This is a genomic window from Streptomyces sp. NPDC005794 (assembly GCF_042871445.1).
GTDB lineage: Bacteria > Actinomycetota > Actinomycetes > Streptomycetales > Streptomycetaceae > Streptomyces.
This window is the reverse complement of the sequence record NZ_JBIAIN010000003.1, coordinates 498,381-510,740: the sequence shown is the minus strand read 5'-3', so window position 1 is coordinate 510,740 and position 12,360 is coordinate 498,381. Positions and strand designations below refer to the sequence as shown.

Sequence of the window (12,360 nt, the reverse complement as noted above, 5' to 3'; positions counted from 1 at the left end):
CGGGCGGTGCCCCCGCCCCGGGGGGGGGGGGGGGGGGGGGGGGCTGTGCGGCACCCCCCCGGGGCCCCCCCCCCCCCCCCCCCCTAACGGGGGGGGGGGGGCCGGCCCCCCCCGCGCGCCGCCCCCCACCAACGATCCCGGACCGCTTCTCAGCCGGATCCGACGAACAGCACCAGCAGCAGCCACACGACCGGCGCGCTCGGCAGGAGCGAGTCGAGCCGGTCCATGATGCCGCCGTGGCCGGGCAGCAGCGTGCCCATGTCCTTGATCCCCAGGTCCCGCTTGATCATGGACTCGCCCAGGTCCCCCAGCGTGGCGCTGGCGGCGACGGCGAGACCCATCAGCAGGCCCTGCCACCAGCTCCCGCCGTCGATCAGGAACTCCATGCACAGGGCGCCGGCCACCATCGCGAAACCGACCGCGCCGAGCAGTCCCTCGCGGGTCTTCCCGGGGCTGATGCGCGGTGCCAGTTTGTGCGTGCCGAAGCGCCAGCCGACGGCGTACGCGCCGGTGTCGCTGACCACCGTCAGGAGGAGGAAGGTCAGTACACGCCACGCACCGTCGTCCGCGGTGAGCATCATGGCGACGAACGTTGCCAGGAAAGGCACGTAGAACACGGCGAAGACACCTGCCGTGACGTCCTTGAGGTAGCCCTCGGGCGGCTCCGTCATCCGCCACACGAGCACCGCGAGGGCCGTGAGCGCCATGGCCACCCAGGCGCCCTCCGCCTCCCGCACATAGCCGGCGACCACCATCGCGGCGCCACCGACGGCGAGCGGCACGAGGGGGACGTTGATCCCCTTGCGCTCCTTGAGGCGGGAGGTGAGCTCCCAGAGCCCCACCACCACCGCCAGCACGACGACCCCGACGAAGACGGCCTTCACGATGAAGAGCGACCCGGCGACGACCGCGCCGAGCCCGAGGCCGACCCCTATGGCGGCACGCAGATCACGCCCCGCACGCTTCTTCTGCGGCGGGGGTGACGGCAACGGGGTGGACATGGGCTCCTGCGGCTTCTCGTCACGGAACAGGGGGCCGCTGACGCGCGCGGCGTCCCTGTTCCGGTCGTCGCGGTCGTCAGCGTCTCTACCTGCGTCGGGAACGTCCGGCACGATGGGCATGGGCCGAGTCTGCTGGGCGCCGTACACATCGTATGCAGGACCCGCCGGAGCGGCCCCCGTCTCGGGCGCGCCCCAGTAGCCGGCTCCCTGCGGGGCGCCCCGGGAAGAGTCGTTCATCAGACTTCGAGCAGCTCGGCTTCCTTGTGCTTGAGCAGCTCGTCCACCTGCGCGACGTACTTCGCGGTGGTGTCGTCGAGCTCCTTCTCCGCACGGCGGACCTCGTCCTCGCCGGACTCCTTGTCCTTGACGAGCTTGTCGAGCGTCTCCTTGGCCTTGCGGCGGATGGAGCGGATCGAGATCTTGGAGTCCTCGGCCTTGGTCTTGGCGACCTTGATGTACTCCTTGCGGCGGTCCTGCGTGAGCTCGGGGAACGTCACGCGGATGATGTTGCCGTCGTTGCTCGGGTTGACGCCGAGGTCGGAGTCACGGATCGCCTGCTCGATGTTGCGCAGAGCGGTCTTGTCGAACGGGGTCACCACGGCCATCCGCGGCTCGGGGACCGAGAACGAGGCGAGCTGGTTGATCGGGGTCAGCGCGCCGTAGTAGTCCGCGACGATCTTGTTGAACATCGCCGGGTGCGCACGGCCGGTACGGATCGCGGCGAAGTCCTCTTTCGCGACCACGACGGCCTTCTCCATCTTCTCCTCGGCCTCGAGGAGGATTTCTTCGATCACCACGTGCTCCTGCGTGTCTTGAGCGGACCCGGCATCGTCGGGTCCTGCGGATCCTGCGTCGCGTCCTCACCTGCACGGTGTCCGACCGGCAGGCCGTTGTCCATCTTTGGGGCTGTCAGGCCCGGGTGCTCTCGTCGCTCACCAGCGTGCCGATCTTCTCACCCTTGACCGCGCGGGCGATATTGCCCTCCGTGGTCAGTTCGAACACCAGGATCGGAAGCTGGTTGTCACGGCAGAGCGTGATGGCGGTGGCGTCGGCGACCCTGAGGTCGCGGGCGATCACCTCGCCGTACTCCAGGGCGTCGAACTTCACCGCGTCGGGGTTGGCCTTCGGGTCGGAGTCGTAGACCCCGTCCACGCCGTTCTTCCCCATCAGCAGCGCCTCGGCGTCGATCTCCAGAGCACGCTGGGCGGCGGTCGTGTCGGTGGAGAAGTACGGCATTCCCATACCGGCCCCGAAGATCACGACGCGCCCCTTCTCCAGGTGCCGTACGGCACGGAGCGGGATGTACGGCTCCGCGACCTGGCCCATGGTGATGGCGGTCTGGACGCGCGAGTCGATGCCTTCCTTCTCTAGGAAGTCCTGCAGCGCCAGGCAGTTCATGACCGTGCCGAGCATGCCCATGTAGTCGGACCGCGCCCGGTCCATGCCGCGCTGCTGCAGCTCGGCGCCGCGGAAGAAGTTGCCTCCGCCGATGACGACCGCGATCTCCGCGCCGTCGCGCACGACAGCGGCGATCTCACGCGCGATGGCGTGCACGACATCCGGGTCGACGCCCAGACCGCCGCCACCGGCGAACGCCTCACCGGACAGCTTCAGCATGAAGCGGCCGGAAATCTTGCCGTCGTCGCGTTTGTGGTCGCCCTGGGTGGCGTCCGCGCCCTTGTTCATGGGAATTCTCCTCGTGCACATACGAAGAAGGCCATTGCCGGTGGGTCTGTTGTCCCTCAGCGGCAATGGCCTCCTCGTCAGATCTGCGGTCGTCCGGCTGGGTGCGGCCGACGACTGCACCAGACCCTATCGGGGTCCACCGTTGTTCGCGGACGGACTCAGATGCCGACCTTGATGCGCGAGAAGCGCGTCAGGCTGACACCGGCCTCGTCCAGGACCTTCTGGACCGACTTCTTGTTGTCCTTCGCGAAGGCCTGCTCAAGGACGACGATTTCCTTGAAGAAGCCGTTGACGCGACCCTCGACGATCTTCGGGAGGGCGGCCTCGGGCTTGCCCTCCTCACGCGAGGTGGCCTCGGCGACGCGGCGCTCGTTCTCGACCGTCTCGGCCGGGACCTCGTCGCGGTTGAGGTACTTCGGGGCGAAGGCGGCGATGTGCTGCGCGACGTCCTTGGCAACCTCGGCGTTCTCCTTGTCCAGCTGGACGAGGACGCCGACCTGCGGCGGGAGGTCGGGCATGGTGCGGTGCATGTACGCGGCCACGTAACCGCCGGTGAACTGCGCGAAGCGGTCCAGGACGATCTTCTCGCCGAGGTTGGCGTTGGCCTCGTCCACGTACGCCTGGACGGTCTTGCCGGACTCGATCTCCGAGGCGAGGAGCGCCTCGATGTCGGCCGGGGAGGTCGCGGCGACGTGCGCGGCGAGCGTGTTGGCGACGCTCTGGAACTTCTCGCCCTTGGCGACGAAGTCCGTCTCGCACTTCAGCTCGAGCAGGACGCCGGACGTCTTGTCCTCGGAGATGAGGGAGACGACGGCACCGTTCTCGGCAGAACGGCCTTCGCGCTTGGCGACGCCCTTCTGGCCCTTGATACGGAGGGCCTCGACCGCGCCGTCGACGTTGCCGTCGGCCTCGTCGAGGGCCTTCTTGCAGTCCATCATGCCGGCGCCGGTGAGCTCGCGGAGCTTCTTGACGTCAGCGGCGGTGTAGTTCGCCATGAGTCTGTTTCTCTCTCGAAGTCTGAAAGATCTACGGGTGGACGGCGGGGGCGGTGCCAGTGCACCGGCCCCCGCCGTCATTCAGCCGTGACTGACGGGTGTCAGGCCTGCTCGGCGTCCGCGGCCGGAGCCTCGGCAGCGGGGGCCTCGGCGGCGGGGGCCTCGGCCTGCTCGGCAGCCTGCTCGTCGGCAGCGGCGACCGGCTCGGCGTCGGCGGCCTTCTCCGTCTCGGCGGAGGACTGGACCTCGGCGTCGTCCTTCTTCTCGCCCGTGAGCAGGTCGCGCTCCCACTCGGCGAGGGGCTCGCCGGCGGCCTTCTCGCCCGGCTTCGAGTCACCGGTGGCGGCACCGGAACGGGCGATGAGGCCCTCGGCGACAGCGTCGGCGATCACGCGGGTGAGCAGGGTGACGGAGCGGATCGCGTCGTCGTTGCCCGGAATCTTGTAGTCGACCTCGTCGGGGTCGCAGTTGGTGTCGAGGATCGCGACGACCGGGATGTGGAGCTTGCGCGCCTCACCGACGGCGATGTGCTCCTTCTTGGTGTCGACGATCCAGACGGCGCTCGGCACCTTCTGCATCTCGCGGATACCACCGAGGGTCTTCTCCAGCTTGGCCTTCTCGCGGGAGAGGACCAGGAGCTCCTTCTTGGTGAGGCCGGAGGCGGCCACGTCCTCGAAGTCGATGAGCTCGAGCTCCTTCAGACGCTGAAGGCGCTTGTAGACGGTGGAGAAGTTGGTGAGCATGCCACCGAGCCAACGCTGGTTGACGTACGGCATGCCGACGCGCGTCGCCTGCTCGGCGATGGCCTCCTGGGCCTGCTTCTTCGTACCCACGAACATGATGGAGCCGCCGTGGGCGACGGTCTCCTTGACGAACTCGTAGGCGCGGTCGATGTACGACAGCGACTGGAGCAGGTCGATGATGTAGATGCCGTTGCGCTCGGTGAAGATGAAGCGCTTCATCTTCGGGTTCCAGCGACGGGTCTGGTGACCGAAGTGGACGCCGCTTTCCAGCAGCTCCCGCATCGTGACGACGGCCATGGCCGTACTCCTTGAGGTACTCGGTTATCGCGACCGCAGGATTGCTGTCGCGCCTGACGCCCCGACGCGCCGTGCCACGAGGGACCGAGGAGCGCGGCCACCGTCCGCAGAGAGGGAGGTGGCGGGGCGTGCGAAGTCGACCCGGTGACCCGGATCGCCAGAAGAAGTGTACGGGACCCGCCGGGTGCCGGGTGACGGCGATGTCCACAACCTCCCGGTCGTCCACAGATCCGGACCTTGATCCCCGCGGAGCACGCCTTCGGTGGATCGTTTCCGTCATGTGCCGCTCACCTGGAAAAACCGCCGGCCGACCCCGTGACGCCCTTCCGGCTGCGCCGCTGCCCGCCGCGCTGCCGGCAGTCCTGATGACCGCGCTGCTCGTGATCCTGCTGGGGCCCGCCGCCGCCATGGCCGCGGCGGGAGCGCCGTCCGAAAGCGACCGTGCCTGGCCGCTCGCGGGCCGGCCACCGGTCGTACGGGGCTGGGAACCGCCCGCCGGCCCGTACGGGCCGGGCCATCGTGGGGTCGACCTCGCCGCCCCGCCGGGCACCCCGGTGCGGGCGGCCGCCCCCGGCCGGGTCGCCTTCGCGGGGCCGGTGGCGGGGCGCGGGGTGGTCTCCGTCGACGTGTCCGGGAGCGGGAAGCCACCGCTCCGCTTCACGTACGAGCCGGTGCGGGCGCGGGTCACCGCGGGCGACGAGGTGGTCGCGGGGCAGGTGGTGGGAATGGTCGGGACGGAGCCGTCCCACTGCGCCTCCGGCTGCCTGCACTGGGGGCTGCGGCGCGGGGACGTCTATCTGGACCCCCTGTCGCTGCTGCCTCCGTCACTGCTGCGACGTGGGCCTTCCCGGCTGCTGCCGGTGTTCGGCGTACCGCTCCCGCAGACGGACCGCGGGCCCGCTGCTCAGCCCCGTACGCCGCGAAGGATCATGGCCACGGCCGTGTCCGCAACGATGCCTGGTTCCTCCGCCGCGCCCAGCTCGATCCTGCGCACCGCCGCGTCCACGGAGCCCTGCAGCAACATGGCCGCGAGCCTCGGCTCGGTGTGGCCCAGGCCGGCGAGCGCCTCGATGATCATGGTGATCAGCCCGCCGTGCGCGGCGCGGATCTTCTCGCGCGCGCCCGCGTCCAGCTCGCTCGCGGAGATGGCCACGACCGCGCGGTGCCGCCGGTCGCCGACCAGGTCGAGCTGCCGGCGCACATAGGCCTCGATCTTCGCCTCGGGCGCGTCTGCCCGCTCCATCGCGTTCTCGACCTCGGCGGCCCAGACGGGGAAGTCGACGGCGCAGAGCTCCTCGACCACGGCGGCTCGAGAGCGGAAATACTCGTAGACGGAGGACCTGGCGAGGCCGGTGCGCTCGGCGAGAGCGGGGAAGGTCAGCGCCTCCGTACCCCCCTCGGACAGCAAGGAGCGAGCGGCGTCCAGGAGGGCGCCGCGCTGCATGGTCCGGTGCTCGGCCACGGAGGCCGCTCGAATCCTGGGCACGCCTCCACTCTACGGCGGCATCGGTTCGAAGGGGGGTCCACGTCCTCGGTCGGGTGGCCGAAGCCGCTCCGCTCAGCGCCCGGCGTCGGCCAGCTTCGCCCTGAGCTGCAGCACCGACTTGGTGTGGATCTGACTGACCCTGCTCTCGGTGACCCCGAGGACATTGCCGATCTCGGCGAGGGTCAGCCCTTCGTAGTAGTAGAGAGTGACCACGGTCTTCTCCCGCTCCGGGAGCGTGTTGATGGCACGGGCGAGCAGCCGTCTGAGCTCCCGGTCCTCGGCGACCTCGACCGGATTGTCGGCCGCGGTGTCCTCCAGGGTGTCCATCAGGCTCAGCCGGTCGCCGCCCTCGCCGCCGACGTGCAGCAGCTCCTCCAGGGCCACCACGTTGGCCAGCGACAACTGGCTGAAAACTGCGTGCAGTTCCTCGAGGGCGACACCCATCTCCGCGGCGACCTCGGCCTCCGAGGGCGTACGCCGCAGTTGCGCCTCCAGCGTGGCGTAGGCGCGCTCGACGTTGCGCGCCTTCTGCCGCACCGACCGGGGAATCCAGTCCAGCGCCCGTAGTTCGTCGATCATCGCGCCGCGGATCCTGGTGATCGCGTAGGTCTCGAACTTGATGGCCCGCTCGATGTCGAACTTCTCGATGGCGTCGATCAGCCCGAAGACACCGGACGAGACGAAGTCCGCCTGTTCCACATTGGACGGCAGCCCCACGCTGACCCGGCCGGCGACGTACTTCACGAGGGGTGAGTAGTGCAGGATCAGCTGCTCCCGCAGCCGTTCGTCACCGGTGGTCTTGTACGAACGCCACAACTCGTCGAGCGAGGAGGGGGCGGGAGGGCGCACAGTGCCACGCGCAGCCGGTGGTACTGCCGCGCGGTCAGACCCGGAGGTGTGCTGGGGCATGTGGTGCCTTGAGCCGTTCTGCTGTGAAGTGCTGGGACGTGTCGCTGGGGCGGATTCCTTGTGAGCGTAGCGTGACTGTGGTGTTGCAGTGCGCTCAGGACAAGGGAACCGCGCGGTGCGATTTCACCCAAATCCCTCGCCGTTCCCTGTTTTCCGACAGGCCGACAGCGAGGGCCGTCACCGCTCACACCGTCCCCCGGAGGGCTGACCCGGTGCTGCCGAGGTCACCGGCATCACCTTTTCACCCGAATGCTCCGGGTCAAGTACCGCCTCGCCGCGCGCCCTCATCGCGTGTCCGTCCCGGCGTCAACCGCCATCCGTCGCCCTCGCGTTCGACGAACCCCAGTGAGTGCAGTTCGTACAACCGACCGAGGGCTTCATCGGTTGACGTCCCGGCGCCCCGGGCCACGTCACGCCCGTCCACGACTCCGGTCCACGGCAGTGCCTCCAGCACCCGTGCGGAGGCGGCGTCGAGGTGGTCCCTGGGCAGGACCGGTCCGCATCTGGCCGGGGCCAGTTCGCCGATCTCCCCCACGAGTTCGGCGATTTCGGCCGCATCGGTGACCAGCACACCCTCGCCGCGCAGGAGTTCATGGACCCCGGCCGAGAGACCGCTGGTGGCGGGACCCGGCACCCCCATCGTGAAACGCCCCAGCCGTAGCGCGTTCCTCGCGGTGACCAGGGAGCCGCTGCGGTATTCGGCCTCCACCACCACGGTGCCTCTCGTGAGCGCCGCGATCACCCTGTTCCGCAGGATGAATCTGCTGCGCGTCGGATGGTCCGAGGGCGGCAGCTCACCCATGACCACGCCCTGTTCCACGATGCGCCCGATCAGCTCGGCGTGCCCCCGCGGATAGGCCACATCCACTCCACAGGCCAACACCGCCATGGTCGCCCCGCCCGCGGCCAGCGCTCCGCGATGGGCGGCGCCGTCCACCCCGAACGCCGCACCGGAGACCACGACCCATCCCCGCTCCGCCAGCCCCGCGGCGAGCGTCCCCGCCATGTGCGCCCCGTAGGGCGTGCAGGCCCGCGCGCCGACCAGGGCGACCGAGCGCAGCGCCCAGAGGCGCAGGTCGGACCGGCCGCGCACCCAGAGCCCGATGGGCCGCGCGTCACCCAGGTCGTCGAGCTGGCTCGGCCACTCCCGGTCACCGGGGCAGACGAACCGCCCGCCCACCGCGGATACGTCCGCCAGGTCCTGCCCGGGGTCGGCGCTCGACGCCCGTAAGCGGTAGCCGGCGAGCCGGGTCTCCGTCATCCCTTTGAGCGTCCGCGCCGATCCGTCCGTACCGGCGAGAAGCCGCAGCAGCTCGACGGGCCCGATCTCACGGATCCAGCGGCCGCCGCGCTCGTCCCCCGGCTCGAACACGCGAGTGAGGGCCGCCCGCGCCAGCCGCTCCCGCGTGTTCAGGCCGTGGGCCGACACCGGCCGCTCCCGCTCGCCGCCCCGCTCGCCGCGGCCCGGCAGGGCGTTCACAGTGCGCTTGCCTTCATCGGGGCACCCCGCTGAATGCCCGTCCGCAGCTCCAGCGCCACCGCGACGTCCGAGGCGTCCGGGCGGTCGGCGGCTCTCAGGTCCGCCACGGTCCAGGCCACGCGCAGGACCCGATCGAGGCCGCGGGCCGTGAGGGCGCCCCGCTCCATGTCGCGTTCGGCCGCCATCAGGGCGCCGGGCGCCGTGACCAGCCTGGTCCGCAGCTCGTGCCCGGGCACCTCGCTGTTGGTGGTCCAGGGGGTGCCGGCGAGCCGCTCCGCGGCGCGCTCCCTGGCCTCCCGCACCCGGGCGGCCACCCCGGCCGAGGACTCCCCACGGCCGCCGCCCCCCATCAGGTCCGCCCTGCCCACCGGTTCGACCTCTACCCGCAGGTCCACCCGGTCGAGCAACGGGCCGGACAACCGCGACTGATAGCGGCGGACCGCGGAGGGCGGACACTCACAGCCCGCCCCGGTCAGGGTGTGCCTGCCGCACGGACAGGGGTTCGCGGCCAGGATCATCAGGAAGCGCGCGGGCAGCCGGACGACCCCGGCCGCGCGCGCGACCACCACGTGTCCGGACTCCAGGGGCTGGCGCAGCGCGTCCAGGGCCCGTCCGGAGAACTCCGGGGCTTCATCGAGGAAGAGAACGCCCCGGTGCGCCAGGGACACCGCTCCCGGCCTCGGCAGGCCGTTCCCCCCGCCCACGAGGGACTGCATCGTCGCCGAGTGGTGCGGTGCGCAGTACGGTGCTCTGCTGATCAGTGGTTCACCCGGCGGGAGGATGCCCGCGACCGAGTGCACCGCCGTCACTTCGAGGGATTCCTGTCGGGAGAGCGGCGGCAGGATGGCCGTGAGCCGCTCGGCCAGCATGGTCTTTCCCGCGCCGGGCGGCCCGGAGAGCAGCAGATGGTGTCCGCCCGCCGCCGCCACCTCCAGGGCCTTGCGCGCCCTGCCCTGGCCCGCTACATCGGCCAGATCGGGCCGGTGCGCCGTGCCGTCGGCCGACAGCGGGGCCAGCCCGGTGCCGAGGCCCGCTCCGGGCACCATCAGCCCGGCGAGCATCGTGTCGGGGCGGCCCCGGTCGGCGGACGGCTCCTCCGGCACGGGTTCGTCGCCGAGGACGGCGATCAGCTGGCGCAGGCTCCGTACGCCGAGGACGGAGATGCCGGGCACGAGGGCGGCCTCCCCCGCGGTCTGTTCGGGGACGACGACGTGCCGGTATCCCGCCTCCGCGGCCGCGAGCACCGCGGGCAGCACTCCGCGCACCGGGCGGACCCTGCCGTCGAGGCCCAGCTCCCCGATCATCACCACATCGGCGATGGCGGCAGGGTCGATCCGCTCGGCCGCGCCGAGCACCGCACACGCGACGGCGAGGTCGAAACCCGAACCGCCCTTGGGTACGGAGGCGGGTGACAGACCCACCGTGAGTTTCTTCTGCGGCCACTCGGCCCCGGAATTGACGACCGCGGCCCTGACTCTGTCCCGGCTCTCCACCAGGCTCTTGTCCGGCAGGCCGACGAGCGTGAACGCCGCCACGCCTGGTTCCAGATCGGCCTGGACCTCCACCACCACGCCCTCGACGCCGACCAGGGCCACCGAACACGCCCGCGCGAACCCCATCAGGCCACGCCCCGCACGTGTTCGACGACCGGGGCGCCGCGCCTGGGCAGGATCACGCCGATCAGGTCGATCCGGACCCCGCCCGGCGGCGGGCCGCCGTGCCGGGCGAGCCAGATCTCGGCGAGCCGGCGCAGCCGGTCGGCCTTGACCGGTGTGACGGCCTCCATCGGATGTTCGAAGGAGCCCGCCCTGCGGGCCTTCACCTCGCAGACGACCACCGCGTCGCCGTCCCTGGCGACGATGTCGATCTCTCCTGCGCGACACCGCCAGTTGCGCTCCAGCACGGTCATACCGGCGTCTGCCAACAGCCGAGCCGCCAGATCCTCGCCGTACCGCCCGAGTGCCCCCCGTGCGTTCATATCGGCACCACCTCCGGCACCGACTGTGACGCGCACCGCCCGATCTATTGGATCTTGGTGGACAACCAGGACGATGTGAATATCCCGGCCACTCGGACGAGTGAACCGGGACACCGGGGAGCACGTCCGGGATCAGCCGCCCGGGAGTTCGAGATCACTCTTGTTGAGCTCTTCGATATTCACGTCCTTGAACGTCAACACCCGGACCTGCTTGACGAACCGGGCGGGCCTGTACATGTCCCAGACCCACGCGTCCGCCATGGAAACCTCGAAAAAGACCTCACCCTGGACCGAATGCACCTGCATCTCGTAGTCGTTGGTGAGGTAGAAGCGCCGTTCGGTCTCGATCACATATTTGAACAGACCGACGACATCGCGGTACTCCCGGTAGAGCTTCAGCTCCATCTCGGTCTCGTACTTCTCGAGGTCCTCGGCACTCATGGCATGTTCCCCTTCAGCCGTGCGTCCCCCCATTGTGCGTCAGCTCCCCGCACCCCTGGCCGATTAGACGACTTCGGGGGCGAGAACCAACGGAACACTCGGGGGACCCTCGTCGAGCAGCGTGCGCAGCAGCCCGGCGAGCTTGGTCGGATACACCGTCTCACGCGTGGCGAGAAGTTCGGCGGAAGTCCACCACCTCAGACCTGCGACACTGCGCAGCTCCAGCTCGGTGAGGCCCTTCTGATCGGTGGCCGTCTGCGACGTACGGGCCAGGAAGTACCACTCGTCCTGGTCCCAGCGCCGCCCGTCGAACGGGAAGGAGCAGATTCTCGTCCACAGCAGCGGACCGAGGGAGACATCCGTGATCCCGGTTTCTTCGGCGAGCTCGCGCAGGGCGGCCTCCTCCCGGCTCTCCTCACCCTCCAGGCCACCGCCCGGGGTGAACCACCAGCTCTCGTCCGGATCCTCGGGCTCGAAGCCGTGGAGCAGCAGGATCCGGTCGTCCGGGTCCAGGAGCACCACACGGGCGACCTTGCGTGTCTCAGTACGCACCGGCGGACGCCTCCGGCCGCCTGCTCCCCCGTTGTGCCGAGCGCGCCACGAGCGGGCCGTAGGCCGCTCCGCCCAGGATCAGCACCACACCCACCGCGAGGGCGCCGACCTGCAGCGGGAGCGGCCCGTCGGACGACACGCCGCCGGGCAGGGCCGCGAAGGCCGCGGGCCGGCCGATCATCCCGTTCATGGGCCAGACCACGGCGTCCACCCGTGCCTGGACCGCGCTGCGGGGCACTGAACCCTGTCCCGGTTCCTCCAGGTGGACGCGGGAATCCATGGAGGTACTGCGCTCGTCCCCGAGGAGGAAGAGCTGGCCTTCGGGAACATCGGCCGTGAAATTCTGGGGGGAGGCCGGAGCCTCACCGTCCGCGGAGGTGAGCGACGAGGCGCCCTCGGCACGCAGATACGGTTCCTCGATGGGCTTGCCGTTGACGGTGAGCCGGCCGTCCTTGTCGCAGCAGGCGACCTTGTCACCGCCCACACCGACGACCCGCTTCACCATGGGCACGTCACCCCACGTCGAATCGATGAAGACGACCACGTCACCGCGCCGCACGTCATCGCCGTCCAACCGCTCCGCGAGGACCCGGTCGCCGGCATTCACCGTCGGGGCCATCGACTCGGTCGGCACGGTGTACGGCTTGTACACCACCGCTCCCCAGGCGAACCCGCCGAGGAAGAGCACACAGCCGACGGCCACGGCCAGGTTCGACAACGCGTTGCCGAGCCGACCGCGGCCGTCCGTACGTCCTGATCCACTCATCCCAGCGCTCCCCCATCGGAGATCGA

13 protein-coding genes and 1 pseudogene are annotated in these 12,360 nt (G+C 70.2%); 1 reads left to right on the top strand and 13 read right to left on the bottom strand.

All coding sequences use genetic code 11. The annotated features are described in order from the left end of the window. Nucleotides 1-149 precede the first annotated feature (149 nt). From ACFYQ5_RS07070 to rpsB, 5 genes are all read right to left on the bottom strand, one after another. Nucleotides 150-1,238, bottom strand: a complete 1,089-nt coding sequence (locus tag ACFYQ5_RS07070; protein WP_389194208.1) for a phosphatidate cytidylyltransferase — start codon at nucleotides 1,236-1,238, stop codon at nucleotides 150-152. Continuing rightward, nucleotides 1,238-1,795 (bottom strand): ribosome recycling factor, encoded by a 558-nt coding sequence (gene frr, locus ACFYQ5_RS07065; RefSeq protein WP_073726823.1) that lies wholly within the window; start codon nucleotides 1,793-1,795, stop codon nucleotides 1,238-1,240. The genes ACFYQ5_RS07070 and frr overlap by 1 nt, the downstream gene beginning before the upstream one ends. A gap of 115 nt (nucleotides 1,796-1,910) precedes the next feature. Next, nucleotides 1,911-2,687 carry a UMP kinase gene (pyrH, locus tag ACFYQ5_RS07060; protein ID WP_389194205.1) on the bottom strand — a complete coding sequence of 259 codons (777 nt, stop codon included), beginning with the start codon at nucleotides 2,685-2,687 and terminating at the stop codon, nucleotides 1,911-1,913. A gap of 158 nt (nucleotides 2,688-2,845) precedes the next feature. Beyond that, nucleotides 2,846-3,682: a translation elongation factor Ts gene (tsf, locus tag ACFYQ5_RS07055; protein ID WP_389194202.1), complete on the bottom strand. Its 837-nt coding sequence runs from the start codon at nucleotides 3,680-3,682 to the stop codon at nucleotides 2,846-2,848. Nucleotides 3,683-3,783: 101 nt separating this feature from the next. Next, nucleotides 3,784-4,722, bottom strand: a complete 939-nt coding sequence (rpsB, locus tag ACFYQ5_RS07050) for a 30S ribosomal protein S2 (RefSeq protein ID WP_389194200.1) — start codon at nucleotides 4,720-4,722, stop codon at nucleotides 3,784-3,786. A gap of 200 nt (nucleotides 4,723-4,922) precedes the next feature. Here rpsB and ACFYQ5_RS07045 point away from each other — a divergent pair. Beyond that, nucleotides 4,923-5,468 (top strand): annotated as a pseudogene (locus ACFYQ5_RS07045) (murein hydrolase activator EnvC family protein); the annotation flags it as partial. A 158-nt stretch (nucleotides 5,469-5,626) separates the two neighbouring features. Here ACFYQ5_RS07045 and ACFYQ5_RS07040 read toward each other — a convergent pair. The 8 genes from ACFYQ5_RS07040 to lepB all read right to left on the bottom strand — a co-directional run bounded on the left by ACFYQ5_RS07040 (nucleotide 5,627) and on the right by lepB (nucleotide 12,334). Continuing rightward, nucleotides 5,627-6,184, bottom strand: coding sequence for a TetR/AcrR family transcriptional regulator (locus ACFYQ5_RS07040; protein ID WP_389194272.1), 558 nt, complete (start codon nucleotides 6,182-6,184; stop codon nucleotides 5,627-5,629). A 96-nt stretch (nucleotides 6,185-6,280) separates the two neighbouring features. After that, on the bottom strand, nucleotides 6,281-7,117 hold the full coding sequence (gene whiG / locus ACFYQ5_RS07035) for an RNA polymerase sigma factor WhiG (protein ID WP_033304072.1): 837 nt from the start codon (nucleotides 7,115-7,117) through the stop codon (nucleotides 6,281-6,283). A gap of 259 nt (nucleotides 7,118-7,376) precedes the next feature. After that, on the bottom strand, nucleotides 7,377-8,546 hold the full coding sequence (dprA, locus tag ACFYQ5_RS07030) for a DNA-processing protein DprA (RefSeq protein ID WP_389194269.1): 1,170 nt from the start codon (nucleotides 8,544-8,546) through the stop codon (nucleotides 7,377-7,379). Between the two features lie 47 nt (nucleotides 8,547-8,593). Then, on the bottom strand, nucleotides 8,594-10,216 hold the full coding sequence (locus ACFYQ5_RS07025; RefSeq protein ID WP_389194196.1) for a YifB family Mg chelatase-like AAA ATPase: 1,623 nt from the start codon (nucleotides 10,214-10,216) through the stop codon (nucleotides 8,594-8,596). Next, nucleotides 10,216-10,575, bottom strand: a complete 360-nt coding sequence (locus ACFYQ5_RS07020; protein ID WP_389194193.1) for a YraN family protein — start codon at nucleotides 10,573-10,575, stop codon at nucleotides 10,216-10,218. Before ACFYQ5_RS07020 ends, ACFYQ5_RS07025 begins: the two co-directional genes overlap by 1 nt. A gap of 132 nt (nucleotides 10,576-10,707) precedes the next feature. Then, nucleotides 10,708-11,016: a DUF2469 domain-containing protein gene (locus ACFYQ5_RS07015; protein WP_003965949.1), complete on the bottom strand. Its 309-nt coding sequence runs from the start codon at nucleotides 11,014-11,016 to the stop codon at nucleotides 10,708-10,710. 63 nt (nucleotides 11,017-11,079) lie between these two features. After that, nucleotides 11,080-11,568, bottom strand: a complete 489-nt coding sequence (locus ACFYQ5_RS07010) for an NUDIX hydrolase (RefSeq protein ID WP_389194190.1) — start codon at nucleotides 11,566-11,568, stop codon at nucleotides 11,080-11,082. Next, entirely contained in the window at nucleotides 11,558-12,334 is a 777-nt protein-coding gene (gene lepB / locus ACFYQ5_RS07005; RefSeq protein WP_389194187.1) for a signal peptidase I, read from the bottom strand. Before lepB ends, ACFYQ5_RS07010 begins: the two co-directional genes overlap by 11 nt. Between the last annotated feature and the right edge of the window lie 26 nt (nucleotides 12,335-12,360).

Excerpts from the sequence above, each read along its gene's own strand:
- ACFYQ5_RS07070 (WP_389194208.1), bottom strand. The coding sequence starts at position 1,238 with ATGAACGACTCTTCCCGGGGCGCCCCGCAGGGAGCCGGCTACTGGGGC.
- pyrH (WP_389194205.1), bottom strand. The coding sequence starts at position 2,687 with ATGAACAAGGGCGCGGACGCCACCCAGGGCGACCACAAACGCGACGAC.
- tsf (WP_389194202.1), bottom strand. The coding sequence starts at position 3,682 with ATGGCGAACTACACCGCCGCTGACGTCAAGAAGCTCCGCGAGCTCACC.
- rpsB (WP_389194200.1), bottom strand. The coding sequence starts at position 4,722 with ATGGCCGTCGTCACGATGCGGGAGCTGCTGGAAAGCGGCGTCCACTTC.
- whiG (WP_033304072.1), bottom strand. The coding sequence starts at position 7,117 with ATGCCCCAGCACACCTCCGGGTCTGACCGCGCGGCAGTACCACCGGCT.
- ACFYQ5_RS07025 (WP_389194196.1), bottom strand. The coding sequence starts at position 10,216 with ATGGGGTTCGCGCGGGCGTGTTCGGTGGCCCTGGTCGGCGTCGAGGGC.
- ACFYQ5_RS07020 (WP_389194193.1), bottom strand. The coding sequence starts at position 10,575 with ATGAACGCACGGGGGGCACTCGGGCGGTACGGCGAGGATCTGGCGGCT.
- ACFYQ5_RS07015 (WP_003965949.1), bottom strand. The coding sequence starts at position 11,016 with ATGAGTGCCGAGGACCTCGAGAAGTACGAGACCGAGATGGAGCTGAAG.
- lepB (WP_389194187.1), bottom strand. The coding sequence starts at position 12,334 with ATGAGTGGATCAGGACGTACGGACGGCCGCGGTCGGCTCGGCAACGCG.